A 25524-nucleotide genomic window follows, 5' to 3' on the forward strand; every position below is an offset into this window, starting at 1 on the left:
GACAATTATTTCGCGCAAAGTCGCAAAGGAGCAAAGCTTACAGGCTGAGGGACTATTTGATACAGAAAGAAAGAAATACATTCCCCCACATCCGCAAATTATCGCCGTTATTACGTCCCCAACAGCAGCCGCTTGGGGTGATATTCAAAAAACCCTTAAACATAGATATCCCGGCTTACACATCTTATTTTCTCCCGCAACAGTACAAGGTGAACAAGCACCAGCATCCATCGTAAAAGCCATTGAACGGGTCAAAAAAGATGGTCGTGCAGAAGTATTAATTTTATCGAGAGGTGGTGGTGCTGTTGAAGAACTAGCTTGTTTTAATGATGAAAGAGTCGTTATGGCTGTTGCTAATTGTCCAATACCAGTAATAACAGGAATTGGACACCAAAGGGATGAATCCTTAACAGATTTAGTTGCTGATTCATGGGTACATACACCAACAGCCGCAGCGGAAACAGTTGTCCCGTCACTGTCTGATTTACAAATTCAACACCAACAGCGAATTATCGGCTTGTGTACAGCCGTCAATTCATCATTAGCAGTTAGGGAAAAGCAACTTCAAGGATTAAAACATCGGTTGCGTCAATTGCGGTTAGATAGACAAGTAGAACAGGAAAGAGACAAGTTATCTTGGAAACAGCGGCAATTATTACAAGTAACAACGGGAAAATTACAACAAGCCAATCAACACTTAGAAATGTTACGTCAAAAATTGGCCAGCATTGACCCTCAATCTGTATTACAGCGTGGTTACGCAGTAGTGATAACAGAAAATGGTGTAATTCCTCATTCTGTATCAGAATTAACTATAGGAGAAAATTTAGTGATTCAGTTGGCACAAGGTAAGGTAACAGTTAAAGTTATAGAAGTTACTGAAAGTTAAATTCTGGAAAAGTATATTTTCAGACTTCAGACTTTATGCCCAGGATGCTCTACTGTATGATGTAAGCTATGTCCTATCATGATTCTGCCTTACTACAAAAAATTTCCGTCGAGATTTGTCAATCAATTATTGCCATTCAACAACAGCAACCAGAATTACTGATTGCAAAATATCGGACTATTAACTGGCAAATATCTACAAATAAATCGGCTCTAAGTGCAAAATTTAGAGCTATACTCAGCCAAACTCAAAGCTGGGACGAATTATTACAAAAACTGCAATCATCACTTAAAGCAGTGCTTGTTCCCGCAGCTTTTGATTCACAAATAATATTAGATTTAATATCTGATATTGAGCAGTTAAATTCCGAAAATATTGATGTAAATGCTAATCATTTACTTCAACGACAATCTGTAAATATAACTATTTTGCTTTTAGATGCAGAAAACTTACAACTGAACACGAATACAGAAAAGTTTTTAACTACAATTTGTCATTCTCCTGTACAAGTTAAAATTGCTTTTGCTAATTGGTCAAATCGCGGAAAGTTGGATGTAGAATTACATGAACGTGGCTATGATTTAATTCATGTTCCTGCTGGTAGAGATAATGCTGATGGTAAAATGATTGCGGTGGGTTCTTCTATTCATGAGCGCTATCCTAATGTTAAGGAAGTGTTTGTTTGTTCCTCAGATAAGGTAATGACCAACTTATGTAATACGTTACAGCAAAATGGGATATTAGTTTATCAAGTTAGTCAACATGGAGAAAATATTAAGGTATTTAATAGTACAACCAGTGAAACTGTTAATTATTCTCTGAAACCTGCGCCAGAAATACCTTCTATAGAGCAGTTTATTTTTCAAATCAAGGGCTTGATTAAATTACAACAAAAGCAAACTGCTAGTTATTGGGTGAAACTTTCGATTCTGTCTAAATTATTTAAAAGCAAACATCAATTAACTATTAGTCAAATTATTGCTCATCATTTTCCTGGTAAAAAAGCCAAAGATGTATTTATTAACTATCCATCTGAGATTGTCATTCATCAAATTGATGAGAAATCTGAATTATATGTCACAATCTTTGAACATCAACAAATCCAATCAGAAGATAGTCAAGCTAATGTAAAAGCTACAATATCAAGCGGATTACCTGCTATTAATTCTGCCGCAGATTTAGAACAGGCGATTAAAAATATTTTGACAGCTTTAAGTAAATTAGATAATCAGCAATTTGTGGATATTAGTATTTTGGGTAGTAAGTTTTATCAGCAATATGGTCAACCGATTACGGAACAAATAAAACAATTGCAGATTGGTGGTAGTTTTGTGAAGTTTTTACATTCTTGTAATTCTTTGCAAATTCAGCAGCTAGGTAAAAGATGGGAGGTGGGTGTGAAAAAATCTGAACTATGATTTGTCTGATTTATTTGATTGGGATGATGAAACATAGAATACCGAGATAGGTTAGAGAACTCCACAAAAAAGATGAACTGCTTGCAGCAGCGCCTCGCTATCCAATCTTGTGGGATGGGCATCTTGCCCGTCCTTGTATTATTAGCGGGCTTTTCCACCCGCACCACAAGAAATTTTGGGATACTTTTTTAATTGGAGAACTCTTAATAATTCTTTTTTCCTTATTCCCTCTTTCTGACTCCTTCTTCTGGTTAAACCCAGAATACCGAGATAGACTGTACTATAAATATAGTCTGTAAAGAAATGTAAATATGATGATGTTACAAGATAAAGTTATTGTCATTGTCGGTGCTACTGGTGGTATTGGTGCTACTTTAACTCGTAAGTTGTCCTCCACTGGTGCGCGGTTGGTACTTGCGGCTAGAGACAGGGAAAGTTTAGCTGCATTAGCAAATGGATTATCAGCAGATGTGCTGACAGTTCCCACCGATATTACTCAACCTCAACAGGTGGAAGCGTTAATCCAAGCAACAATATCCCAGTTTGGACAAATTGATGTCCTGGTAAATGCAGCCGGAGCGGGGATTCTCAAAGCCTACAATAACATTGAATCGGCAGATTTAGAGGCAATGCTGGATCTAAATTTAAAAGGCTGTTTTTACACGACTCAAGCAGCAGCGAAGGAGATGCAAAAACGCAAATCTGGTCATATTTGTAATGTTGTCGGTATTCTTGGTAAACATTCAATGCCTATGGCTGCGGCTTATTCTGCGTCTAAGTTCGGTGTGGTGGGTTTTAGTAAATGTATAGCGGAAGAACTGAAACGTTTTGGGGTGAAAATGACACTTTTTTACTTTGGAGGGATAGATTCTTCTTTTTGGGATAAGGTAAATTTAAAAGTAGATCGGAGTAAAATGCTGAGTTGTGAGACTGCGGCAAATGCTATTTTTTATGCTTTATCGGCTGAACCACAGGCTATACCTATGGAAATTAATATTCAACCTGAGAGTCATTTGTTTTTCTAGTATGTGATAGATATAGCAATTCTCATGCTAGTCAGGTACAAAGTTTTTTCGTTTTAGGTAGGGAACAGTGAATAAATTGGTGTGTACTTCATTAGACTGGGAAACGCTATAAAGGTGATATTCAGAGGTAACAGGGAAGGGGCAACAGGGAACAGAAAGAACTCATGTTTATAAACATGAGATGGCAATAATGACACTGTTTTTTTCGGGCTACACAGCTTTAAAAATATCTTTCTTTGACTGAGATTTAAACTGGTGCGAATGAGTGTTTCTTATCTGTTCCCTCATCCTTCCTGTTCCCTGTTTTTGTAAATACTGGATTTAAAAGAAATTATGCTGCAAATTGATCACGTTCACTTTTATGTCGAAGATGCCCAAAGGTGGCGAGATTGGTTTGTATATTGTCTTGGTTTTCAAGCAGTGAATGATGGTATTTTTCCCAGGTTTTTTCATCATCCAAAATCGTTACATACTTGTACAGAAGTGGTGAAAAGTGGATCTGTCTACTTCTTACTTTCTTCTGCAATTTTACCGACTAGTCCGGTGGCTGAGTTTTTACGTGAACATCCTCCTGGTGTGGCTGATATAGCCTTTGTAGTTGATGATGTGGAAGATGTGATAGCAAGGGCTATAAGCAATGGGGCAAGGATTCTCCAACCTGTTCAAGATGCTGGATTTTGTCAGTATGCTAAAATTGCTGCTTGGGGTGGTTTAAATCATACGTTAATTAGTAGGGAAAAGGCAAAAATAGCAGAGGTTGACAATATTTCCCGTCATTTCATTACTGCTATTGATCATTTAGTTTTAAATGTGGGTGTGGGTGAGTTGGCAATTGCTGTTAATTGGTATGAGAAAATATTTGATTTTCAACCTCAACAAAGTTTTAATATCAAAACTGATCGTTCCGGTTTGCATAGTCAGGTAATGATTTCTCCTAATGGCAATATTCAATTACCAATTAATGAACCGGCTTCACCTAGTTCGCAAATTCAGGAATTTTTGGAGGTGAACAGAGGTGCAGGTATTCAACATATTGCTTTATTAATACCTGATCTTGTTGATGCAATTTCTCGGTTTCGGGCTGCTGGTTTATCTTTTCTTTCTGTTCCTCAAAATTACTATTTCCAACTCCAACAACGATATAAGTTTTCTCTGTCAACTGAAGAATTGCAAGCCATATCTGACCAAGAAATTCTGGTAGACTGGCATGAAGATTCTCAACCAGGGCAGTTATTATTGCAAATTTTTAGTCAACCAATTTTTTTGAAACCAACTTTTTTCTTTGAGTTTATTGAACGTCGTTCTCTTGCCCAAGGTTTTGGGGAAGGTAATTTTCTGGCTTTATTTCAAGCGATTGAACGGGAACAAATTAAACGCGGTTTTGTTAGGGGTTAGGAGATTTTTAATTGCATATTTAAAATCCAAAATTAGGTTATAGCAGTAATCACGGTTTATGCAATATAATTTAGGGCGCAGGCCCTGCGCCCCTACAGGCTTTACGGACATTGGATAATGGTGGTATGAAAATCAAAAATTCCCTTTTTCACACTCTTATTCTTTGCGCCTCTGCGTCTCTGCGTGAAACAAATTCATACTTTCATTCAAGTCCATAGCGTTACAAGGAGGTTAATAGAAGAAATTAAAGATATCGCTACTTACTGGGAACGCTGAATATTACCTGCTTTTACCCAACCTTCTTTATCGGTATCAGGAATGCGGATTTTTTGCCATTTTTTATCGGCGCTTTCTTCTAAAATAATTACTTTTTTATTACCACCAACTCCACCAGTAGTGGAAGAATTTGTGTCTGGTTCAGACCGCATACTTAACCCATCTGCCCAAGTGACAGTTCCTTCGTAGGCATCTGGTGGTAGTGGTTTGGGTGATTCTGTGGGTGTGGGTGTAGGGCTAGATGTGGGGTTGGGAGTAGCTAGTTTTTTAGGTGGGGATTTGGCAATGGCTTTGGGCTTTTTGGCTTGAAAAGAAGGATTATCATTAGGATACATTGGCTTGGGAGGAGTTACAGCAGTACGGTTAACAAAATAGAGGGCAACTGTTAAGCCAGTACCTAATAAAACTGCGATCGCTAAAACAAAACCGAGTATAACTTTAAGTAAGTTTGTAAGCATATAGTAGGGAATTGGTAATTGGTAATTGGTAATTGGTAATTGGTTAGTTTTTTTCTTCTTCCTTCTTCCTTCTTTCTTTTCTTACTTCTGATAAAGGGCGCGGGCCCCGCGCCCCTACCTCCTGACTCCTATAATTGACGTTGAATGCGATCGCTTAAGGGACTATATTTAGATGCTAGACGCGCCCTGCCGGCGGCTGCCCATTCTTGGAGTTTTTGAATTTGTTCCACAGCGGTTCGCGCTAAGGGGATAATTTGACTGGCAGCCTCTAAAATATCATCAGTGGTGAAATCACGGTTTTGACTAAAGCCAATGTGCATGGCTTCAATTAACGTTTGTTCAATTTCTGCACCGGAAAAATCGGGAGTTTCGTAGGCTAATCTTTCGATTTCATAGCTGTTCAAATTATGGGGACGCAATCGGGATAAATGCACATTGAAAATGGCTTTTCTTTCTTCTTGGCTGGGTAAACCGACAAAGAAAATTTCATCAAATCGCCCTTTTCGTAACATTTCCGGTGGTAAAGCCTGAATATCGTTAGCAGTAGCTACGACAAAGACAGGGGAAGTTTTTTCCGCTAACCAATTGATAAAAGTCCCAAATACTCGGCTTGTAGTTCCCGCATCACCTTTGCTACCCAAACCAGAAAAAGCCTTATCAATTTCATCAATCCAGAGTATACAGGGAGCGAGCGCTTCTGCGACTTGAATCATTTGCCGGGTGCGGGATTCTGACTCACCCACCAAACCGCCAAATAGCCGCCCTACGTCTAATCGTAACAGAGGTAAATGCCAATGGTGAGCGATCGCCTTGGCAGTTAAAGACTTACCAGTTCCCTGAATTCCCACCAACATTAACCCACGAGGATGAGGTAAACCATATTGTCGGGCTTTTTCGCTAAACGAACCCCCACGCCGAATTAACCAATCCTTCAAATTATCCAAACCACCAATATCAGTAATTTCCTCAGTGGCGGGGTAAAAATCAAGAATTTGAGTTTGGCGGATAGTTTGCCGCTTTTCTGCCAAAACTAAATCTACATCTTCTGGTTCTAATTGTCCATGAGTGGCGATTCCTCGCGCCAATACCCGGCGGATTCTTTCCATAGACAACCCTTGACAAGAACGCACCAAATCATCCAAAAACTTGCCAACAGGCGGATTTCCAGTGGCTTGTAACAACCGTTCCACCTCCGTTTTGATTTCCGGGGCGTTAGGTAAAGGAAACTCAACCACCGTCAGCACTTCCGTTAAATCATCAGGAATAGCAACGCGAGGGGATAATAGGACAATATTTTTCGGTTGGGATTTCAGGAGTCGGGCTAAATTACGGAGTTTGCGAGCGATCGCCACATCATCCAAAAATCTATGATAATCTCGTAAAATCAACACCGCTGGGGCAGTAGCAGTCAACTTTTCCACAAACTCCAAAGCCTGTAACGGGTTGCGTTTACCAAACCCCACATCATTCGGACTACCCTGATAACCATCCACAAAATCCCAAGTATACACCGGACGATTACCTTGATTTGTCGCCTCTTCCCGAATCGCCGCCTCTACCCGTTCCTCCTCATAAGTAGGAATATAAATCAACGGATAACGGGCGCGGAGTAACAATTTAAACTCATCACGAAAATTCATAAAATAACAAGTATGGCTAAAGCCGCATTATCAAAATCAATAAGGTTTAGTATAATACCATATCCGATTGTACACCCCCCATTGATAATCAATGCAGACTTACCAGAGTGAAATTAAAAAATCAAAGATTATAAACTCTTACTCTCTGCGACTCTGCGCCTCTGCGTGAAACAAATCCAAAATAAAAATCCATGCTTACCCAAGATAAAAAACAAATCAACTGGAAACCTATTATCAAAAAATTTGTCGCTGTAGTTGGTGAAAAAGGCGTAGTTCAACGCAAAGAAGAACTTCTCACCTATGAATGTGACGGTTTAACCAGCTACAAACAACGTCCCCCAGTTGCAGTATTACCCCGAACCACAGAACAAGTATCAGAAATTGTCAAAATTTGCAATCAATACTCCGTTCCTTTTATCGCCAGAGGTTCAGGAACAGGTTTATCTGGTGGTGCTTTACCAACAGAAAATTCCGTTTTGATTATCACTTCTTTAATGCGACAAATCCTCAGCATTGACTTAGAAAATCAACGGGCTATCGTGCAACCAGGAGTAATTAATAGTTGGGTGACACAGGCAGTTAGCGGCGCTGGTTTTTATTTTGCACCTGACCCTTCTAGTCAAATTATTTGTTCCATTGGTGGCAATATTGCCGAAAATTCTGGGGGAGTCCATTGTTTAAAATATGGTGTGACAACGAATCATGTTTTAGGTTTAAAACTTGTGCTTCCTGACGGTGAAATAGTTGATGTTGGTGGACAAATTTCTGAAATGCCGGGTTATGATTTAACAGGTGTATTTGTCGGTTCAGAAGGAACATTAGGAATTGCCACAGAAATCACTTTAAAAATTCTCAAAAGTGCCGAATCAATTTGTGTATTACTCGCAGATTTTACCAGTGTAGATGCCGCGGCTGCCACTGTTTCTGATATTATCAGCGCGGGGATTATTCCCGGTGGCATGGAAATGATGGATAATATTAGTATTAATGCTGTAGAAGATGTTGTTGCTACTAATTGTTATCCCCGTGATGCCACAGCTATTTTATTAGTAGAAATTGATGGTTTAGAAGTAGAAGTTTCTGCAAATAAACAGCGAGTTACAGAAATTTGCAAAAAGAATGGGGCGCGAAATGTTACTAGTGCTAGTGACCCAGAAACTAGATTAAAATTATGGAAAGGCAGAAAAGCTGCTTTTGCGGCTGCGGGACATATTAGCCCTGATTATTATGTACAAGATGGGGTAATTCCTCGGACTCAATTACCTTATGTCCTCCAAGAAATTGAGAGATTAAGTCATGAATATGGTTATCCTATTGCTAATGTTTTTCATGCTGGAGATGGGAATTTACATCCATTAATTTTATTTGATAATTCTGTACATGGAGAATTAGAAAAAGTCGAAGAATTAGGGGGAGAGATTCTCCGGCTATGCGTAAGAGTAGGTGGTAGTATTTCCGGTGAACATGGTATTGGTGCTGATAAGAAATGCTATATGCCAGATATGTTTAGCGAAGCTGATTTAGAGACTATGCAATGGGTAAGACAGGTATTTAATCCCCAAGGTTTAGCAAATCCTGGCAAGATTTTTCCCACACCTCGCACTTGTGGAGAAGCAGCTAAAGCATCTATTCAACAATTCCCAGATGTAGAAAGATTCTAATTCAGAGGGAACAGGGAACGGGCAACAGGGAACAGGAAAAACTCATGTTTAAAAACATGAGATTGAAATAATGACACTGTTTTTTTCGTGCTACGCATCTTTTAAAAACATCCTTTTTTTGACTGAAGCTCTAAACTGGTGCAAATGAGTGTTTCTTATTTGCTCCCAGTTAAGAGTTCCCTGTTCCCTTCTTTTGTAAAAAATAAATGTTGGGTTAAATGTTGGGTTTCGTTCCATTGCTTCGCAACGCTAATCCAAACAACCTAATATTTATCCTCTCTCTGTGTTCTCTGTGCCTCTGTGGTTGGTTTTTTTAATTTATTGCTTAGAAGTACCCTTAGTTAGACAATTCAGATAGTTTTATATGACTAAAGATAGAGGTTAAAAGTAATTTTATCTATCTTTAGTTAGATAGTATTATAGGTTAATTATTAGAAATTTTTTATTATAAAAAATGTAAATATTGCAATAGTAAATTTAGTCAATTATCTGATTCAGATTTTGATTCAGTAGGGCTTTTCTTGAATTTATTTCTCATGATTTGGTTTACCTTTTTAATATTTGGTGTTTACTATGGGAGTTATATATGAGCGAAATCAATTTTCTACCAGTAAATACACCAATAGATTTAAATAACTGCGACAAAGAACCTATACATATTCCTAGTTTAATTCAGCCGCATGGTGTTCTCATAGTTTTAGAAGAACCTAAATTAAACATTATTCAAATTAGTCAAAATACTATTGATTTACTTGGTATTCCTCCTCAAGATATTTTAGGTAAAAACCTCAAAGTATTATTCAATAACAGGCAAATTCAATTAATAAAAAAATCTTTAGCAGAAATATCTGAAAAACTTAACCCGTTGGATTTATGTATTCATACCAAAACAAGAAAGCAAAATTTTGATGCCATTATTCATAAATCAAATGGATTCATAATTCTGGAATTAGAAGCTGTTACTGCAAACAATAAAGATGATTTTTTGAGTTTTTACCAATTAGTACAACCGATTATTTGCAAAATGCAAAAATTAGTGTATTTGGATGAAATGTGGCAAATTATGGTGACAGAAATTCGTAATCTGACAGGTTTTGACAGAGTAATGATCTATAAATTTGATCGTGAAGGTGCAGGTCATGTGATAGCAGAAGATAAATTAGAAAGTTTAAGTCCTTTTCTGGGCTTACATTGTCCAGCTTCGGATGTTCCTAAACAAGCTAGAGTATTATATACTCTTAATCCTTTGCGGTTAATTCCTGATGTGAATTATCAATCTGTAGAACTAATATCTCTGAATAATTTAGGCAATAATCAACCTTTGGATCTTAGTCACAGTGTTTTAAGAAGTGTTTCTCCCATACACATTGAATATCTCAAAAATATGGGTGTGACTGCTTCTATGTCAATTTCATTAATTCGAGAACAAAAATTATGGGGTTTAATTGCCTGTCATAATTATTTATCGCCTAAATATATCAGCTATAAATTGCGAACTGCTTGCGAATTAATCGGTAGGGTGATGTCTTTAGAAATCTCTGCCAAAGAAGAAAATGAATATTTAGACTACAAACTTATTTTGAAAGAAGTTTTATCTAATTTTTTGAATGATTTTACTAAAAATGATCATTACATAGAAACTTTAATTCAAAATAGAAGTAAACTTTTAGAATTGGTAGCTGCTGAAGGAGTAGCCGTTTGTGATGCCGAACATATCACAATGATTGGCAAAACTCCTGTATTGGAGGAAGTTAAGAAGATCCGTAATTTTTTAGAAAATCTTATGTTTAATCAAGGTGTAGATAATTATATTTATGAAACAGATTGTTTATCTAAAATTTATCCACAAGCAGAAAAGTTTAAAAATGTCGGTAGCGGTTTGTTAGCAGTAATGATTTCTCAAAAATATAAACAGTATATTTTCTGGTTTCGTCCTGAATTAATTCAAACTGTTAATTGGGCAGGTGATCCTAATAAACCAGTAAAAATAACTGCCAGTGGTGATGTGCGGCTATCTCCCCATAAATCCTTTGATTTATGGCAAGAAATAGTAAAATTAAAATCGTTACCTTGGCAGCAATGCGAAATTGCCATAGCTAAAGAATTGAGAAATATAATTGTGGGGTTACTTTTGCAGCAATCTGAGAAAATTGCCAAAATTAATCAGCAATTAATGCTGGCTTTAAAAGCCGCACAAATGGGAGTATGGGATTGGGATTTACTGAAAAATCTTATAGTTTGGTCTATTGGTCATGATCAATTGGGTGTGCTATTAGAACAGCATTTTATAGATACTTATGATGCTTTTAAAACCCTCATTGATCCACGAGATCGAGAATCTGTAGATTTAGCTATCCATAAGGCTTTAGTTGAGCAGCATGATTATTATCAAGAATTTCGGATGCTTTGCCCTGATGGTAGTATTCATTGGCTGGAAAGTAGAGGGAAATTTTTCTTTAATGATGCAGGTCAAGCTGTGCGATTTTTAGGGACTCTGGTAGAAATTAGCGATCGCAAACTTGCCGAAATTCAACTCCAAGAACTAAATTTAGAGTTAGAAAACAGAGTTAAAAACCGAACTGTTGACCTAGAAAATTCTCAAGCAGCATTACAACGGCAAATAGAACAGGAAAGACTGGTGATGGCGATCACCTTACGTATTCGTCAAAGTTTGCATCTGGATCAAATCCTCAACACTGCTGTAAATGAAGTTCGGGAATTTATGCAAGCAGACCGAGTATTTATTTATCGTTTTCAGTCAGACTACAGAGACTACAGTGGATATGTAGTGGTGGAATCTGTTGATGATGCTTGGACTCCTGCGTTAAATGCTGGCGTTAAAAATACTTACTTGATGGAAAATACCGTCAGGAGATACACACAAGGAGGCTTTCTAGCCATAGCAGATATTTATACAGCCGATCTATCTGAATGTGATCGTGATTTACTAGCGCAATTTCAAATCAAAGCCAAATTGTCAGTTCCTATTATGCAGGGACAAAAATTATGGGGGCTATTAATTGCCAATCAATGTAGGACATCAAGACAGTGGCAACCTTGGGAAATTGATTTCCTGCAAAAATTAGCAACACAAGTAGGCATTGCCATTCAACAATCAGAACTATACCAACAATTAGAACAAGAACTACAAGAACGTCAAAAAATTGAAACAGCTTTGCGACGTAGTGAAAACTTATTTCGTTCTCTCAATGAATTTGCACCTGTAGGTATTTTTAAAACAGATACCCAAGGAAGAATGATCTATAACAATCCTAGCTGTCAGAAAATTTGTGGTTTTACCCTAGAACAATCATTAGGAGAAAGCTGGATCAATTTTATTCACTTTGATGATTTAGAAGTATTTTCACCTCAGTGGAATGAGGGAGTATCAACACATCAGCAACTCGCTACAGAAATACGTTTTGTCCATGAAGATAAAACTGTTCGGATTTGTCGGCTAATTGCTGTTCCCATGTTTTCTGATCTTAATGAATTTGTGGGATATGTCGGCACTATCGAAGATATTACAGATAATCGATTAATGGAAAAAATGAAAAGTGAGTTCATTTCCATAGTTAGTCATGAATTACGAACTCCATTAACATCTATTCGTAGTTCTTTAGGATTACTAACTACTAGTGGCATCAGAAATAACCCAGAAAAAATGCAGAGAATATTAGATATTGCTGCTAGTAATGCCGAACGTTTAACAAGGTTATTAAATGACATTCTTGATTTAGAACGACTAGAAACTAACAAATTTGTCTTGAATAAAAAATCCTGCGATGCGATGACATTAATACACCAGGCTGTAGACTCTATCCAAACATTAGCCAAAGAAGAGAATATTTCCTTACAAATATTAGGTAATTCTGTGCAATTGTGGATAGATGAAGACAGAATTTTGCAAACTCTTGTTAACTTAATCAGTAATGCCTTTAAATTTTCTCCCCCTCACACTACCATCAAAATCACTGTGGAAGAAACGCCAGATAGCCATTTATTTAAAATTCAAGATCAAGGGAGGGGTATTCCTAGCGATAAAATAGAAACAATTTTTGGTAAGTTTCAACAAGTAGATGCTAGTGACTCCCGTGAAAAAGGAGGAACAGGTTTAGGTTTAGCTATTTGTGATACTATTATTAAACAGCATGGGGGCAAAATTTGGGTAGAAAGTGTTGTAGGAGAAGGTAGCACTTTTTATTTTTCTATCCCTAAGTAGTTGACAAGTGACAGGCAAAAAAGATAACAATGAAGGATAAATTTAGGCTTTTCAAACAACCTTTAAATTGATTAATCATAATTTATTTTGGAGTTCAATAAAAAAATGACAGAAAAACATATTTTAGTAATAGATGATAATGATGATGTGGGATTTCTTATTTCCACTTGTCTGGAAGAATTTGGATCATGGCAAGTATTGATAGCTAATAGTGCGAAAAAAGGTTTAAGTTTAGCACAAACACAAAAACCGGATGTCATCCTTTTAGATGTAATGATGCCAGAAATGAATGGGATAACTTTATTTGGTTTATTGCAAAGTGAACCTAAGACCCAAGCAATACCAGTAATTTTTATGACTGCTAAAGTCCAAAATTCAGATTTAGAACTATATCGCAGTTTAGGAGTTAAAGGGATAATTAGCAAACCATTTGAACCCTTTACACTGGTAGAACAAATCACAGAGATGTTGCAATGAAATATGTTCTATGGCATTACTCACACCAGAATTCAGATCCAAGGCTGCAAATATCCTCAATGGAGGAAGAGAAGCAGTTTTACCATCTTAAAAAAATCTTTAAAATTCTTCACATATCACTTATAATTCTTAAAGGCACATAAATATTGTGTCTTTTTTACTGTTTTATTAAAAAATATCCATATCTTTATCTAATCCCCATAATAAAATTAGATTTTGTAGTTATATGGATATTAGCAATCTCGATTTATTTAACAAATGAATTCTGTATTTCAGCAAGTTTTTGGATATTTTTTATGTTTGGGATTTGTCATCAGTTTAACAATATTTCCCATTTTTGCAAATCCTGATTATACTCAAAATTCAAATTCTTTACCTATAACTACAGAAATTCGTGGTGTTTGGCTGACTAATGTTGCCAGTGGTGTCTTTTATATCCCTTGGGGTATTGAAAGGGCAATAAATCAATTAGCTGCACTTAATTTCAATACCATTTATCCCGTAGTTTGGAATCGAGGTTACACTTTTTATAAAAGTCCTTTAGCCAAAAAAATCACAGGTTCAGATAGTCAACCTTTGCTGAATTTTATTCATGGTAAAAATGATTTTTTAGCCAAGGTAGTTAAATTAGCTAAAAGTAAAGATTTGACAATAATTCCTTGGTTTGAATATGGGTTAATGACTCCTCCTGATTCTGCATTAGCTAAACTACATCCAGACTGGTTAACTATTGGACAAAAGGGTGTAGAATCCATATCTGAAAACTTACGAGAAGATATGATTAATGGGGTTTATAAACAAGCTTGGCTAAATCCTCTACATCCTCAAGTTCAGAACTTTATTCGCGGGTTAATTTTAGAAGTTGTCAAAAATTATAATGTAGATGGTATTCAAATTGATGATCATTTTGGAATGCCTGTACAGCTTGGTTATGATGCTTTTACGGCAAATCTTTATCAAAAAGAACATCGAGGAAAAAAACCACCAAGTAATCCTTTTGATTCAGAATGGATGCGCTGGAGGGCTAATAAAATTACTGCATTTATAGACAGTATTTCTAAATCTGTAAAAGCAATTAAACCCTATGCTAAAATATCTCTTTCTCCAAACTCACAATATTTTGCTTATAAATACTATTTACAAGATTGGGAAAATTGGGTAAAACAAGATCTAATAGATGAGTTGATTTTACAGGTATACAGAAGTGAAAAAACCTCTTTCATCACAGAAATGTCCAAACCATCAATAAAATCGGCTATGAAGAAAATTCCTGTAGCTATTGGTATCTCAACCGGAAATTTATTAAAGCCTGTAGAGATTGATCAAGTTAAGGAACAAATAAAAATAGTCCGCAAGCAAAAACTTGCTGGTTTCTCTTTTTTCTATTGGGAAAGTTTATGGGGTTATATTACTCCCGAATCGCCTTATCAACGTCGTCAGGCGTTTCTCCAGATGTTTGATACTCAAGCTGTTAGACCATTAAGATTGAAGAAAATATAATGCAATTATCATCTGTTAAATCTAATTATATAATTTTAAATTTTACCTTTAAATGGGTTTTTGCTACTTTCCTGGGGTTTTTATTGAGTTTATTAATGATTGAAGTCAGTGAAAAACCAGATATGAGTGTTTTAGAAGCTGCTATAGGGAGTTTAACAATTTCTATCCCCCAAAGTTATCTTCTCAGACAATCTATTTCTCCTGGAAAATGGGTACTATCTACTCTTTTTTCTTGGATAATTATTGCAGTAATAGGTGTTGGTGTTTTGGGCTGGACTGTGACTATTTCTGCGTTTCTACCTACGCGAATTTTTTTAGGCATTATTGTTGGTGGTATTGGTGGTTTATTAATTGGTATATCACAATGGTGTTTAGCTATTCCCCCATCATTTCCTTCATCATGGAAATGGATATTTGTCAATATTATAAGTTGGATGATAGCTATGCCTATTGGTTCAACTATCGGCTTATTTTTGCACAGAATTACTAATTTATTTTTAGGGGAAGTAGTGGGATTAGCTATTACCTGGTTATTGGTGGCAATATTAACAGGAATCTCTGCGGTGAAAATAATTAAAGATTTATCATAGGGTTTGCTGATAGGGTGGCCTAACTAACATGACCATTACACATCTCCGAGAATTAAATGTGCGTCGTTTGAAACCCTTGTAGAGACGTTCCATGGAACGTCTCTACAAAGGCAGGACAAGCCGCATCTTATTTTTAGTTCCTAATTCTTGATTTATCCTTTGTGCCAGCGTGTACCTTCTTTGCTATCTATTAAGGTAATGCCTTTTGTGAATAATTGATCACGAATTCTATCAGATTCAGCAAAGTTTTTGGCTTTTCTTGCTGCTTGTCTTTGTTGAATTAGTTCCTCAATTTCCACATCACTTAATCCATCCTGTACAGGTGTTTCTGTTTCTGGTTTAGCAGTTAAACCCAGAACATCTGCTAATGTAATTAAAGTTTGCCATTTTTCCAGTAATTCATGGGCGGAAGTTTCTGTTTTGCCTTGATGAACAATAATATTTCCTTCCCGAATTAATTCTTTTGCTAATTCAAAAATTACTGCTAATCCACCGGGGAAATTAAAATCATCATCAACAGCTTCTTTGAATTTCTCAATCTCAGAATTTTGGATTTTGGATTTTGGATTTTGGATGAGGTTAGATTCATCCCACTCTAATTTTTTACCATGTTGATAACCGAAGAGTAATCCTTCCTTGATGGTATGCCAGCCATTTGTGGCGGCTAATATAGCATCATCGGTAAAATCTATAGGTTTGCGATATTGTGCCATCATCACAAATAATCTTACCGCCATTGGGTCTACACCCCGATCTAATAATTGACGAATGGTGATAAAATTACCCAAGGATTTGGACATTTTTTCCCCATCTACCTTCACCATGCCATTGTGTAACCAATAATTAGCTAAAGGTTTTCCAGTAACGGCTTCTGATTGAGCAATTTCGTTTTCATGGTGAGGGAAAATTAAGTCAGCACCACCAGCATGAATATCTATAGTATCACCCAGGCGATCGCGCACCATCGCCGAGCATTCAATATGCCATCCTGGACGACCTTTTCCCCAGGGAGACTCCCACGCAGGTTCACCGGGTTTTGCAGCCTTCCACAGGGCAAAATCAAAGGGGTATCGCTTCTTTTGATATTCTGCATCTTCGACATTTACCCGTTCACTTGCACCAGCTTGCATATCCTCCAATTTGCGTCCCGAAAGTTTGCCATATTCAGCAAAACTTTGGACAGCATAATACACATCACCAGCAGACGGATACGCAAAACCCTTGTGTTCTAAATCGTGAATTAATCTTTGAATCCCATTCATTGTATGTGTCGCGCGGGGATATTCATCAGCCTCTTTAATTCCCAACCGGGACATATCCTCAAAATAAGCTTGAATATAGCGTTCTGCAACAACTTCCATCGAAGAATCTTCTTCTCGTGCGCGTTTAAGAATTTTATCATCAATATCAGTAAAATTTTGGATATAACGCACATCATAACCAATAAACTGAAGGTAACGACGCACTACATCCCAAACAATACAAGCTCTAGCATGACCCAAATGGCAGTAATCATAAACCGTCACACCGCAGTAATACATCTTAACCTTTCCAGGTTCGACGGTGGTAAATTGTTCTTGACGACGGGTAAGAGTATTGTAAATAGATAGGGTCATAATAGAGTAATGCGGAAATCGGACGATAAACAATAATAACCCAAGTTGATGACAATGGCGTAAATGAAAATTTTAGTGGCTAATAATTGGCTATAATTCTTATTAGTAAAACTTCGTGATCTTGTTCAGGACTTCCGCCTTGCGGTAGTAGGGTGCGTCAGACTGCATAAATCTTGTAAATAAACAGATTATTAATATCTGACGCACCCTACAACACTTGGAGGTAATACCAATTTTATATGAGACTGCACAGAATCATAGAATCCATTAATTCATCCGGCTTTATCTGCGTTTATCTGCGTTTAGGGACTTCCAAGAAATAAATTATCCTGATTAACGAACCACAGAGGCGCAGAGGACACAGAGGAATAAGGGTTTGAGAGATTTTTGCGTTAGGTGGTTGAGTATTTTTTTATTTGGAAGTCCCTTATCTGCGGTCAATGATTCTGGAAATATTATTCTACGCAGCTTCATCTTAATTTAGCGTTACTCTAATGCCGAGTGGACAAAACCAAGATAAAATTTAGAATACACCAAAATCCCCTTCATGACTATGCCAACAACAGTTAATTCCGAATCTCACGCAATGGAAGTTGCCAAGCAAGGTTTACCAGTTACCATTATTACAGGTTTTCTTGGTAGCGGTAAGACCACTTTACTCAACCATATTCTCACAAATCAGCAAGGTGTAAAAACTGCGGTTTTAGTGAATGAATTTGGCGAAATTGGTATTGATAATGAATTGGTTATTTCCACTGACGAAAATATGGTTGAATTAAGTAATGGCTGTATTTGTTGCACCATTAATAATGACTTAGTTGATGCTGTTTACAAAGTTTTAGAAAGAGAAGAAAAGCTAGATTATCTAGTTGTAGAAACAACAGGTTTAGCAGATCCTTTACCTGTGGCTATGACATTTCTAGGTTCAGAATTACGAGATTTAACTCGGTTAGATTCTATTATTACTGTAGTTGATGCAGCAAATTATAGCTTAGATTTATTCAATTCTGAAGCTGCTTTGAGTCAAATTACTTATGGTGATGTGATTATTCTCAATAAAACTGATTTGGTTGATGAACCAACTTTACAGGATTTAGAGAAAAAAATTAACAATATCAAAGAAGGTTCCAGAATTATTCGCACAACAAAATCCCAAGTTCCCCTTCCTTTGATTCTGAGTGTCGGGTTGTTTGAATCTGATAAATATTTTGATAACCACGCAGAAGAACATCATGATCATGATCACCATGATCATGCTGATTGTGGACACGAAAATCACGACGATCATGATCATTCTACCTGTGGACATGACCACCATGATCATGAACATCATCACCATTCTGACCATTTAGAAAATGATGGTTTTCTCTCTATTTCTTTCCAAAGTGATAAACCTTTTTCAATTAAAAAGTTTCAACATTTTCTAGATAACCAATTATCCACAAATGTCTTCCGTGCTAAGGGGATTATGTGGTTTGATGAAAGTCCGCAACGGCATATTTTCCATCTTTGCGGTAAACGCTTTACTATTGATGATGATCAATGGAAAGGTGAAAAGAAAAATCAATTAGTGTTAATTGGTCAAAATCTAGATACCGAAACCTTACTCCAGCAGTTAGAAAACTGTATTTGTCTTCCTTCGGTAACTAGAGGTAAGGGATTTGGCAAGTAGTAATTAGTTGTTTTCTGATCATATCTAGACCCCCAACCATTGGTGTCAACTTAAGCTCAAATCCCTACCACATCTCGTTCCTAGTCTCTGACTAGGAATGCAGTTGATGAGGCTCTGCCTCTAATATTATTGAAGGCAGAGCCTTCTATAAGCATTAAGGACTGTAAATAAAGATTGATTTCAACAGATAAAAAGTCACTAAACTGATCATGACTTTTGACAAAATCAGGCTGTTCTTGTCCTTCGCAATATGAGTAAGTTGGTGGGTTATCACCTTCTGAAAGTCTGAAAAAGCTGAACTGATATCCCTGGTGCATGAAAAATACAAAAGCATCCTCTGGTAAAGCTTGAGGAAAATCATTTTCTACTAAAAGTTGTTTAGCCCATTCTTGAATTTGTGGCAAATGCTGATAAAAGCAATCTGAACCACGTAAAAACTTACCTGCCCCATGCCCCATCATTTTTAGAAAGTCTTTGTAAGTGCTGGGCAGCTTAATACCTCGTTGTCGTTCAAGTTGAATTATTTCTAAATCCGAACAGGGGGAAAGAGGATTGTCATTAAAAATAAGATTAAGTCGTGCGGGTAAATTGCAAATTGACATTTCTACCGACTCCTTTATAAGGGAAATGCCGAAAACCCTTGAAGATGTAGCTTCCTAAGTCAGCTACATCTGTGCTTTAGACAAGGGATGAAGGCTAGAGGCTTTCCTTTATCCTGCATTGACATTAATTTAAAAATTTGAAATTATTTCAAATTTTAATCCATATTCGTGAGACAATTAAATTGTCAGCAAAGACATTAAAAACCTACCGGGGGACTCTCGGAAAGTTACGCTTGTCAGTTCGGCTTCGCTCACCGCAAGCAGAGATGATTCTGCCAGTAATGGCAAACAGGATCAGGGCAAGAACCCAAATATTTAAGGCAGTGCCTGAAGCTGGGATAACTGAGAGATATAGACTGAAACTCTCTATAGAATCCCCGCGTTTTTAGACCGGGGAGTGTCAAATATTTTTCGGCGATTGCCTCTAATAAGTAGTGAGACAGAACTAATTACACAATGTCATTGCGTAAGCGTTGCGTGGCGTTAGCCATATGGAACGAAGTGAAATGAAGCAATCGCAAGGGTTGTGATTGCTTCGCTTCGCTCGCAATGACTGTAAATATTTTTGTTCAATTACTTACTCTAGCAATAGCAACATTTCGGGCTGGTGCTGGCACGTTACAAATTTTGCGAATTTCTGCGACGCGCTCTAACCAATCCATCTTTTTTTAATTTTATACTATCGTGGATTAAAAAGGGGCATTTCAAATAAATACCCCATTAATATTGTCTAAAATTCCAACTTACTACAACACCTTAGAGGTTGTTTGAAAACTTTTTCGTGTAGGATCTGACACCCGCAGATGCCCCTAAATCCCCCTTAAAAAGGGGGACTTTGAGGAATTTAGCCCCCCTTTGTAAGGGGGGTTGGGGGGATCTCGATTAATTCTGATACTTTTCAAACATCCTCTTAAACTAATTTTGATTTTGATTTTGGTTTTAGTTCTAGTGTTGGTTTTAGTTCTAGTGTTGGTTCTGGCGTTACTTCTAGGATTGCTTCGGGTTCTGGTAAACCATAGATAGAACGATAAAGCTTATCGTACTCTTTAGCGGATTGATACCAACTGAAGTTTGCACTCATCCCCCGTTTTTGTAATTCTTGCCATTGGGGTTTGAAACGGAAACCTTCCCAAGCGCGAATCATGCAGGTGAATAAGTCCAGAGGTTCATAGCGGTCAAAGCAATAACCTGTACCCACTTCATTGACTGGATCAAAGTGGCTGACGGTATCAACTAATCCCCCTGTACGACGGACAATGGGAACAGAACCGTAACGCAAAGCCATCATTTGGCTGATGCCGCAGGGTTCAAATCGGCTAGGCATTAAAAAGGCATCTGTACCTGCGTAAATGCGACGGGAAAGGGCATCATTATACAGGAGATAGGTAGCCATGCGTCCAGGATAACGGGATGCGAGTTGCCACATTTGGGTTTCATAATAGCGATCGCCTGTTCCCAAAAGGACAAACTGAGCATCTGTATAAGCCATGAAGCGGTCAAGGATTTGTAATACTAAATCCATCCCTTTCTGTTCTACCAACCTTGTCACCATGCCGATTAAAAAGACATTAGAATTAACTTCTAAACCTACTTCTTCTTGCAGGGCTATTTTGTTAGCTTTGCGTTTATCTAAAGTATCTATGGTAAAGGGTTGAGCAATGTATTTATCATTGGCTGGATCATAAATATCGGTATCTATGCCGTTGATTATCCCTGATAATTTGCCACTAACAAAAGATAATAACCCTTCTATTTGTTCACCATAGGCAGGTGTTTTGATTTGTTCGGCATAGGTGGGAGACACTGTATTTACTTTATTGGCAAACTGGACAGCGGCTGCCATTGTATTGTGTCCTTGCATATACCAGGGACACCAGGTAATTTTCTCTAAATACCACCGCCAAGGACCCTGATAAGCGAGGTTGTGAATGGTGAATACAGTAGTAATATCTGGAGATTGATTCAACCAAACTGGTAACATTCCTGTGTGCCAATCATGACAATGGACAATTTCCGGTTTCCAGTAATTCCAGCAAAATTCCGCCGCACCATTGGAAAATAAGGTAAATCTCCAATCTTCATCTTCTCCACCATAAACCCGCCGAGGCAGAAAAGCTGGATGTTCAAATAAATACAGAGGAACATCAGTACCGGGCAGTACACCTTCGTAAACCGCAAACTCCTGGAACATGGCTGAACCTTTCCAAATGGGTTCTTTGGGAACTGTCATTTTGTCAGGAACAAAGCCATAGTAAGGCATAAAAATCCGCACATCATGACCCATTGCTCTCAAAACTTTGGGTAATGCGCCGACAACATCCCCCATGCCGCCAACTTTGGCAATGGGAGCAGCTTCTGCCGCTACAAATAAAATTTTCATGGTAATTGGTAATTGGTAATTGGTAATTGGTAATTGGTAATTGGTAATTGGTAATTGGTAATTGGTGATTGGTAATTGGTAATTGGTAATTGGTAATTGGTAATTAAACTCTCTTCTCTTGGCTGTCACCTGTCACCTGTCACCTGTCACCTGTCACCTATCACCTATCACCTTATGATCCTCGTTGAATCTCGGTAAAGATTTTTTCTAGGATTTCTGTAGCGCCTTTTTCTCTGAGAATGCCAGCTAGTTGTGCGCCTAATTTTTCAGCATCAGCAGCCGCACCGGTGACGGTATCTTTAACTATTTGTTGACCATCAACACTGGCAACCAGACCTTTTAATGTTAATTGATCACCATTAATTTCTGTATTTACACCAATGGGAACTTGACAACCGCCTTCTAAAACTCGTAGAAATGATCTTTCTGCTAGACAGCGATCGCGTGTTTGCTGGTGTTCAATAGCTTTCAGTAAGCCAATTACCTCAGTGTCATCTGCACGGCATTCTATCCCTAAAGCACCTTGTCCAACAGCATGGAGGGAGATTTCGGGGGTAAGAATTTGATGGATGCGATCGCTCATTTCCAATCTTTCTAAACCAGCAACCGCTAAAATTAAAGCATCATACTCACCAGCATCCAATTTATCCATGCGTGTGATCAAATTTCCCCGCACATCCTTAAACGTAAAATGAGGAAACTTATGGCGTAACTGTGCCAATCTTCGCAAAGAAGAAGTCCCAATTACCGCACCCGCTGGTAAAGTCTCCAGTTTTTCGCCTTGATACTTTTTATGCAGCACCACCGCATCTGCGGGGTTTTCCCGTTCTGTAATTGCTGCTAGGGTCAACCCTTCTGGTAAATTAGTCGGTAGATCCTTGAGAGAATGCACAGCAAAATCAATATCTTTATTGATCATGCCCAATTCCAGTTCCTTAGTAAATAGTCCTTTATCGCCAATTTTAGCCAAGGCTACATCCAGGATTTTGTCCCCTTGGGTAGACATGGTATGGACTTCAAAAGTAATATCGGGAAAGCTTTTCTGGAGTTCCGCTTGTACCCAGTATGTTTGAACTAAAGCTAGTTGGCTTTTACGTGAACCAATACGAATAGTGCGTGCAGAACTAGAAACTGAAGTCATAAAACTATTTGTCAAACCAGGCGATAAATTAACATTTATCTAGACTACCGCAGGGAGTGACTTACTGGATTAAATCGGGATAATTCTGTGAAGATTTTCTGTGCCAGTAACTTTACATTTATTTACAATTCTTGAAATAGATCCCCGACTTCTCAAAGAAGTCGGGGATCTGGAAATTATGGAAATTAAAATATAATGAAATTCGTAAAACGATTATTGGATCTTTGCTGGAAATTTACTTTCAAGAAAAACGCATTCGCTATTTTCCCCTTGGTTCTACAACCTTCCGTAAACAAGCGAAAAGAGGAGGAGTAGAACCAGATGAATCCTACTGTCTAGGCATAGAAAAAGAAGTTCCTGATTTTGCCATTGAAGTTGTAGTCACCAGTGGGGGAATTGATAAATTAGAAGTTTACAAAAGATTAGGTGTAACGGAAGTTTGGTTTTTTCAAAACAATCAATTTGCCGTTTATCATCTGCGCGGTGAAAATTATGAATTGGTTAAAAAAAGTGAATTATTGCCAAACTTAGATTTGTCAATTTCGGCGCAATACGTAGTAGCAGATGAACCTCTAGATGCCGCCATAGCCTTTCGGGAGAAAATCAAAGAAATGGTAAATTAGATTATTCCTGGTCCTCTACCTCGCTTATCAAAATTCTCTGTTAATAGACCTGTTTTATCTTCATTTACTTCTCGCAATTCCTGTATCCGTTCGGCTTTTTCTTGTTCTGCTACCTCCCGCGCATCACCAGGAACTTCATAATACATTTCCGGTTCAACTGGATAATTATTCAACAACCCTTCTTTGTCCACAGTATAACCGTCCGTTGTCCGAATACTGTAAACATTGGTTTGGTCATCAGTAGACACACTGGCAAGATCCTCTTCAGTTGGCAGGTGTTTATAACTTGCTCCCTCTCTTTTCATTCGTGCTGCTGTTTCTGCGGGGATTATGCCCCGATCATAGGTATCTGCGCTAATCTTTTCATTCATAAAACCTCGCGGTAAGTGGGAAAATCAGCGTCTTTAGGGCTGGGTTACTGACACAATCAGCCTTTTTTCAGCATTACACAAACCAGATTAGAATTTTCTAACAAATAAACCTACTGTCTTTGGGAATAATTGCCAAAAATATTTTGATAAAAATTATCTATCTATAGATAGATTTTACATAGTCAAATCCAAAATAAAAATGTAGGCTAGTCTATAGCTAACCTACATTTTAATATCCCCAAAAAAAATCTGGCGTTGGTGAATGAAAGTATGAATTAGTCTCACGCAAAGGCGCAAAGGCGCAAAGATTAAGAGTTTCAGAAAGGGAATTTTTGATTTTCATACCTCAATTCAGCAATACCAAAAATCTTTATCCTAGAGATTGTTGTTTGAAGGCGTTAAATTTCTGAGCTAATTCTTGCCGAGTCTCATATTTGAGGAGATAACGGAAACTAAACCAGATAGAATAAAACAAGCCAATCAACTCTAAAATCGGTTGTAGCAACGGTAAATCATTAACAGCATCTAGTAATGCGATCGCTACCTTAACTGTGACAAAAGCTGATAAAATTAAGGCTACAGTGATTAAACCCTGTTTATTGTTGTTAAAAAAACTGCCTAAATCATCTGGCAGTCGGTTTAAAAATTCAACAATTTTTCTAATAATTTGTTGCCATTGAGATGCAGATTCCTTAGCAGCAGGTAATTCTGGTAAACTTTGTGGTGGAGAATAATTTCCCTGTTCTGGTTGCTGTGCTTGAGTTTCCATCATAGTTATCCTTTAGGAATTACAACATTTTTGAAAAATGAATTAACGTGATTAAAATATAGCAGGTTAGAGGCTAAATTCCAATTATTAAAAAACAAATTTATTTGATACTAAATTAAGATGAAGCTGGCTAGAATAAGATGTTAAGAATAATTAACCGCAGATAAACGCAGATAAACGCGGATGAATACGGATGATTATGATTTTGTGCAGCTTCACATAAAATTGCTATCACCTGCCTTTAATTTATGAATATTTTCCTCCCAATTTGCACCATCAAAAGGTAAAATTTCAAAATTTCTCAGCACATTTCCATCTAAACACCGCACATTAACATCAATACAATCAGGGTGACTACGGGGAATATAAAAGGAATGAATTCCACAAACTCCGCAAAACTTATGTTGTGCGACTCCTGTATTAAATATGTAAGTTTTTAAAACATCTTCCCCTTGTAGCAAAGTAAACTGGTTTTGGTTAACAATCAAATGTAAAAATCCTTTTTTGGAACAAATTGAACAATTACAATCATCAACTTTGTGATTATTAACTACTACCCGAAACCGCACCGCACCACAGTGACAACCACCTTCATAAGTAACAGATTGATCTTTACTTAACATTAAGTTTCTCCAGTTGATTAACGCGAATTGTGAGGTTGATGTATCAAATATTTTTTACCCCTCCCTAACGCTCCCCGATGCTTTGGGGAGGGAACTAATTTTCATCTCGTTCCCAGTCTCTGACTGGGAATGAATTCTAGAAGGCTCTGCCTTCAATGATATTAGAGGCAGAGCCT

19 protein-coding genes and 2 pseudogenes are annotated in these 25524 nt (G+C 37.4%); 11 read left to right on the plus strand and 10 right to left on the minus strand.

Features of this window, described 5'->3' with window-relative positions; all coding sequences use genetic code 11:
- Nucleotides 1-37 precede the first annotated feature (37 nt).
- The 4 genes and pseudogenes from xseA to hppD all read left to right on the plus strand — a co-directional run.
- Nucleotides 38-889: pseudogene (gene xseA, locus HEQ36_RS15105) on the plus strand (exodeoxyribonuclease VII large subunit); the annotation flags it as partial.
- A gap of 68 nt (nt 890-957) precedes the next feature.
- A complete protein-coding gene (locus tag HEQ36_RS15110) occupies nt 958-2307 on the plus strand; it encodes an NYN domain-containing protein (protein WP_168634741.1) in 1350 nt (449 codons plus the stop codon).
- Between the two features lie 314 nt (nt 2308-2621).
- Nucleotides 2622-3332 carry an SDR family oxidoreductase gene (locus HEQ36_RS15115; protein WP_174763426.1) on the plus strand — a complete coding sequence of 237 codons (711 nt, stop codon included), beginning with the start codon at nt 2622-2624 and terminating at the stop codon, nt 3330-3332.
- Between the two features lie 333 nt (nt 3333-3665).
- Complete coding sequence (hppD, locus tag HEQ36_RS15120) at nt 3666-4727, plus strand: 4-hydroxyphenylpyruvate dioxygenase (RefSeq protein WP_199924314.1); 1062 nt, start codon at nt 3666-3668, stop codon at nt 4725-4727.
- 260 nt (nt 4728-4987) lie between these two features.
- Here hppD and HEQ36_RS15125 read toward each other — a convergent pair whose 3' ends face one another.
- Together HEQ36_RS15125 and HEQ36_RS15130 are read right to left on the minus strand one after the other, a co-directional pair.
- Nucleotides 4988-5461, minus strand: a complete 474-nt coding sequence (locus tag HEQ36_RS15125) for an SH3 domain-containing protein (protein ID WP_168634742.1) — start codon at nt 5459-5461, stop codon at nt 4988-4990.
- A 128-nt stretch (nt 5462-5589) separates the two neighbouring features.
- Nucleotides 5590-7101, minus strand: coding sequence for an AAA family ATPase (locus HEQ36_RS15130; protein ID WP_039202249.1), 1512 nt, complete (start codon nt 7099-7101; stop codon nt 5590-5592).
- A gap of 191 nt (nt 7102-7292) precedes the next feature.
- On the opposite strand from HEQ36_RS15130, the gene glcD reads away from it, so the two are divergent.
- The 5 genes from glcD to HEQ36_RS15155 all read left to right on the plus strand — a co-directional run bounded on the left by glcD (nt 7293) and on the right by HEQ36_RS15155 (nt 15551).
- A complete protein-coding gene (glcD, locus tag HEQ36_RS15135; protein WP_168634743.1) occupies nt 7293-8762 on the plus strand; it encodes a glycolate oxidase subunit GlcD in 1470 nt (489 codons plus the stop codon).
- A gap of 586 nt (nt 8763-9348) precedes the next feature.
- Entirely contained in the window at nt 9349-12984 is a 3636-nt protein-coding gene (locus tag HEQ36_RS15140; RefSeq protein ID WP_168634744.1) for a GAF domain-containing protein, read from the plus strand.
- Between the two features lie 105 nt (nt 12985-13089).
- On the plus strand, nt 13090-13461 hold the full coding sequence (locus HEQ36_RS15145) for a response regulator (RefSeq protein ID WP_168634745.1): 372 nt from the start codon (nt 13090-13092) through the stop codon (nt 13459-13461).
- Nucleotides 13462-13719: 258 nt separating this feature from the next.
- On the plus strand, nt 13720-14961 hold the full coding sequence (locus HEQ36_RS15150; RefSeq protein ID WP_168634746.1) for a glycoside hydrolase family 10 protein: 1242 nt from the start codon (nt 13720-13722) through the stop codon (nt 14959-14961).
- Complete coding sequence (locus HEQ36_RS15155; RefSeq protein ID WP_168634747.1) at nt 14961-15551, plus strand: hypothetical protein; 591 nt, start codon at nt 14961-14963, stop codon at nt 15549-15551. The genes HEQ36_RS15150 and HEQ36_RS15155 overlap by 1 nt, the downstream gene beginning before the upstream one ends.
- 152 nt (nt 15552-15703) lie before the next feature.
- On the opposite strand, the gene cysS is transcribed toward HEQ36_RS15155, so the two are convergent.
- On the minus strand, nt 15704-17167 hold the full coding sequence (gene cysS / locus HEQ36_RS15160; protein ID WP_168634748.1) for a cysteine--tRNA ligase: 1464 nt from the start codon (nt 17165-17167) through the stop codon (nt 15704-15706).
- 553 nt (nt 17168-17720) lie between these two features.
- On the opposite strand from cysS, the gene HEQ36_RS15165 reads away from it, so the two are divergent.
- Entirely contained in the window at nt 17721-18839 is a 1119-nt protein-coding gene (locus HEQ36_RS15165) for a GTP-binding protein (protein ID WP_027404496.1), read from the plus strand.
- Between the two features lie 80 nt (nt 18840-18919).
- Here the strand turns inward: HEQ36_RS15165 and HEQ36_RS15170 are convergent, their stop codons facing one another.
- The 4 genes from HEQ36_RS15170 to hemC all read right to left on the minus strand — a co-directional run bounded on the left by HEQ36_RS15170 (nt 18920) and on the right by hemC (nt 22962).
- Nucleotides 18920-19441, minus strand: a complete 522-nt coding sequence (locus HEQ36_RS15170) for an SMI1/KNR4 family protein (protein ID WP_233455355.1) — start codon at nt 19439-19441, stop codon at nt 18920-18922.
- A gap of 910 nt (nt 19442-20351) precedes the next feature.
- On the minus strand, nt 20352-21821 hold the full coding sequence (glgA, locus tag HEQ36_RS15175; protein ID WP_053541366.1) for a glycogen synthase GlgA: 1470 nt from the start codon (nt 21819-21821) through the stop codon (nt 20352-20354).
- Nucleotides 21818-21925, minus strand: a complete 108-nt coding sequence (locus tag HEQ36_RS15180; RefSeq protein WP_290707996.1) for a hypothetical protein — start codon at nt 21923-21925, stop codon at nt 21818-21820. The genes glgA and HEQ36_RS15180 overlap by 4 nt, the downstream gene beginning before the upstream one ends.
- A 68-nt stretch (nt 21926-21993) precedes the next feature.
- A complete protein-coding gene (gene hemC / locus HEQ36_RS15185; protein WP_053540525.1) occupies nt 21994-22962 on the minus strand; it encodes a hydroxymethylbilane synthase in 969 nt (322 codons plus the stop codon).
- Between the two features lie 194 nt (nt 22963-23156).
- Here hemC and HEQ36_RS15190 point away from each other — a divergent pair.
- A pseudogene (locus HEQ36_RS15190) lies at nt 23157-23585 on the plus strand (Uma2 family endonuclease); the annotation flags it as partial.
- Here the strand turns inward: HEQ36_RS15190 and HEQ36_RS15195 are convergent.
- The 3 genes from HEQ36_RS15195 to HEQ36_RS15205 form a co-directional block, all read right to left on the minus strand.
- The gene (locus HEQ36_RS15195; RefSeq protein WP_053540524.1) at nt 23582-23956 is read right to left on the minus strand and encodes a hypothetical protein; all 375 of its coding nucleotides are present in this window, start codon (nt 23954-23956) and stop codon (nt 23582-23584) included. The pseudogene HEQ36_RS15190 and the gene HEQ36_RS15195 overlap by 4 nt on opposite strands.
- 370 nt (nt 23957-24326) lie before the next feature.
- Nucleotides 24327-24728: a CAAD domain-containing protein gene (locus HEQ36_RS15200; RefSeq protein ID WP_233455356.1), complete on the minus strand. Its 402-nt coding sequence runs from the start codon at nt 24726-24728 to the stop codon at nt 24327-24329.
- 212 nt (nt 24729-24940) lie between these two features.
- On the minus strand, nt 24941-25348 hold the full coding sequence (locus tag HEQ36_RS15205) for a GFA family protein (RefSeq protein ID WP_168634749.1): 408 nt from the start codon (nt 25346-25348) through the stop codon (nt 24941-24943).
- Between the last annotated feature and the right edge of the window lie 176 nt (nt 25349-25524).

Origin of the sequence: Anabaena sp. 54 (genome assembly GCF_017355725.1) — a bacterium.
In the GTDB taxonomy this organism is placed as follows: Bacteria; Cyanobacteriota; Cyanobacteriia; order Cyanobacteriales; family Nostocaceae; genus Dolichospermum; species Dolichospermum heterosporum.

Bases quoted from the DNA above. Each gene is read 5' to 3' on its own strand.
- HEQ36_RS15110 (WP_168634741.1), top strand. From the start codon at position 958: ATGTCCTATCATGATTCTGCCTTACTACAAAAAATTTCCGTCGAGATT.
- HEQ36_RS15115 (WP_174763426.1), top strand. From the start codon at position 2,622: ATGATGTTACAAGATAAAGTTATTGTCATTGTCGGTGCTACTGGTGGT.
- hppD (WP_199924314.1), top strand. From the start codon at position 3,666: ATGCTGCAAATTGATCACGTTCACTTTTATGTCGAAGATGCCCAAAGG.
- HEQ36_RS15125 (WP_168634742.1), bottom strand. From the start codon at position 5,461: ATGCTTACAAACTTACTTAAAGTTATACTCGGTTTTGTTTTAGCGATC.
- HEQ36_RS15130 (WP_039202249.1), bottom strand. From the start codon at position 7,101: ATGAATTTTCGTGATGAGTTTAAATTGTTACTCCGCGCCCGTTATCCG.
- glcD (WP_168634743.1), top strand. From the start codon at position 7,293: ATGCTTACCCAAGATAAAAAACAAATCAACTGGAAACCTATTATCAAA.
- HEQ36_RS15140 (WP_168634744.1), top strand. From the start codon at position 9,349: ATGAGCGAAATCAATTTTCTACCAGTAAATACACCAATAGATTTAAAT.
- HEQ36_RS15145 (WP_168634745.1), top strand. From the start codon at position 13,090: ATGACAGAAAAACATATTTTAGTAATAGATGATAATGATGATGTGGGA.
- HEQ36_RS15150 (WP_168634746.1), top strand. From the start codon at position 13,720: ATGAATTCTGTATTTCAGCAAGTTTTTGGATATTTTTTATGTTTGGGA.
- HEQ36_RS15155 (WP_168634747.1), top strand. From the start codon at position 14,961: ATGCAATTATCATCTGTTAAATCTAATTATATAATTTTAAATTTTACC.
- cysS (WP_168634748.1), bottom strand. From the start codon at position 17,167: ATGACCCTATCTATTTACAATACTCTTACCCGTCGTCAAGAACAATTT.
- HEQ36_RS15165 (WP_027404496.1), top strand. From the start codon at position 17,721: ATGCCAACAACAGTTAATTCCGAATCTCACGCAATGGAAGTTGCCAAG.
- HEQ36_RS15170 (WP_233455355.1), bottom strand. From the start codon at position 19,441: ATGTCAATTTGCAATTTACCCGCACGACTTAATCTTATTTTTAATGAC.
- glgA (WP_053541366.1), bottom strand. From the start codon at position 21,821: ATGAAAATTTTATTTGTAGCGGCAGAAGCTGCTCCCATTGCCAAAGTT.
- hemC (WP_053540525.1), bottom strand. From the start codon at position 22,962: ATGACTTCAGTTTCTAGTTCTGCACGCACTATTCGTATTGGTTCACGT.
- HEQ36_RS15195 (WP_053540524.1), bottom strand. From the start codon at position 23,956: ATGAATGAAAAGATTAGCGCAGATACCTATGATCGGGGCATAATCCCC.
- HEQ36_RS15200 (WP_233455356.1), bottom strand. From the start codon at position 24,728: ATGATGGAAACTCAAGCACAGCAACCAGAACAGGGAAATTATTCTCCA.
- HEQ36_RS15205 (WP_168634749.1), bottom strand. From the start codon at position 25,348: ATGTTAAGTAAAGATCAATCTGTTACTTATGAAGGTGGTTGTCACTGT.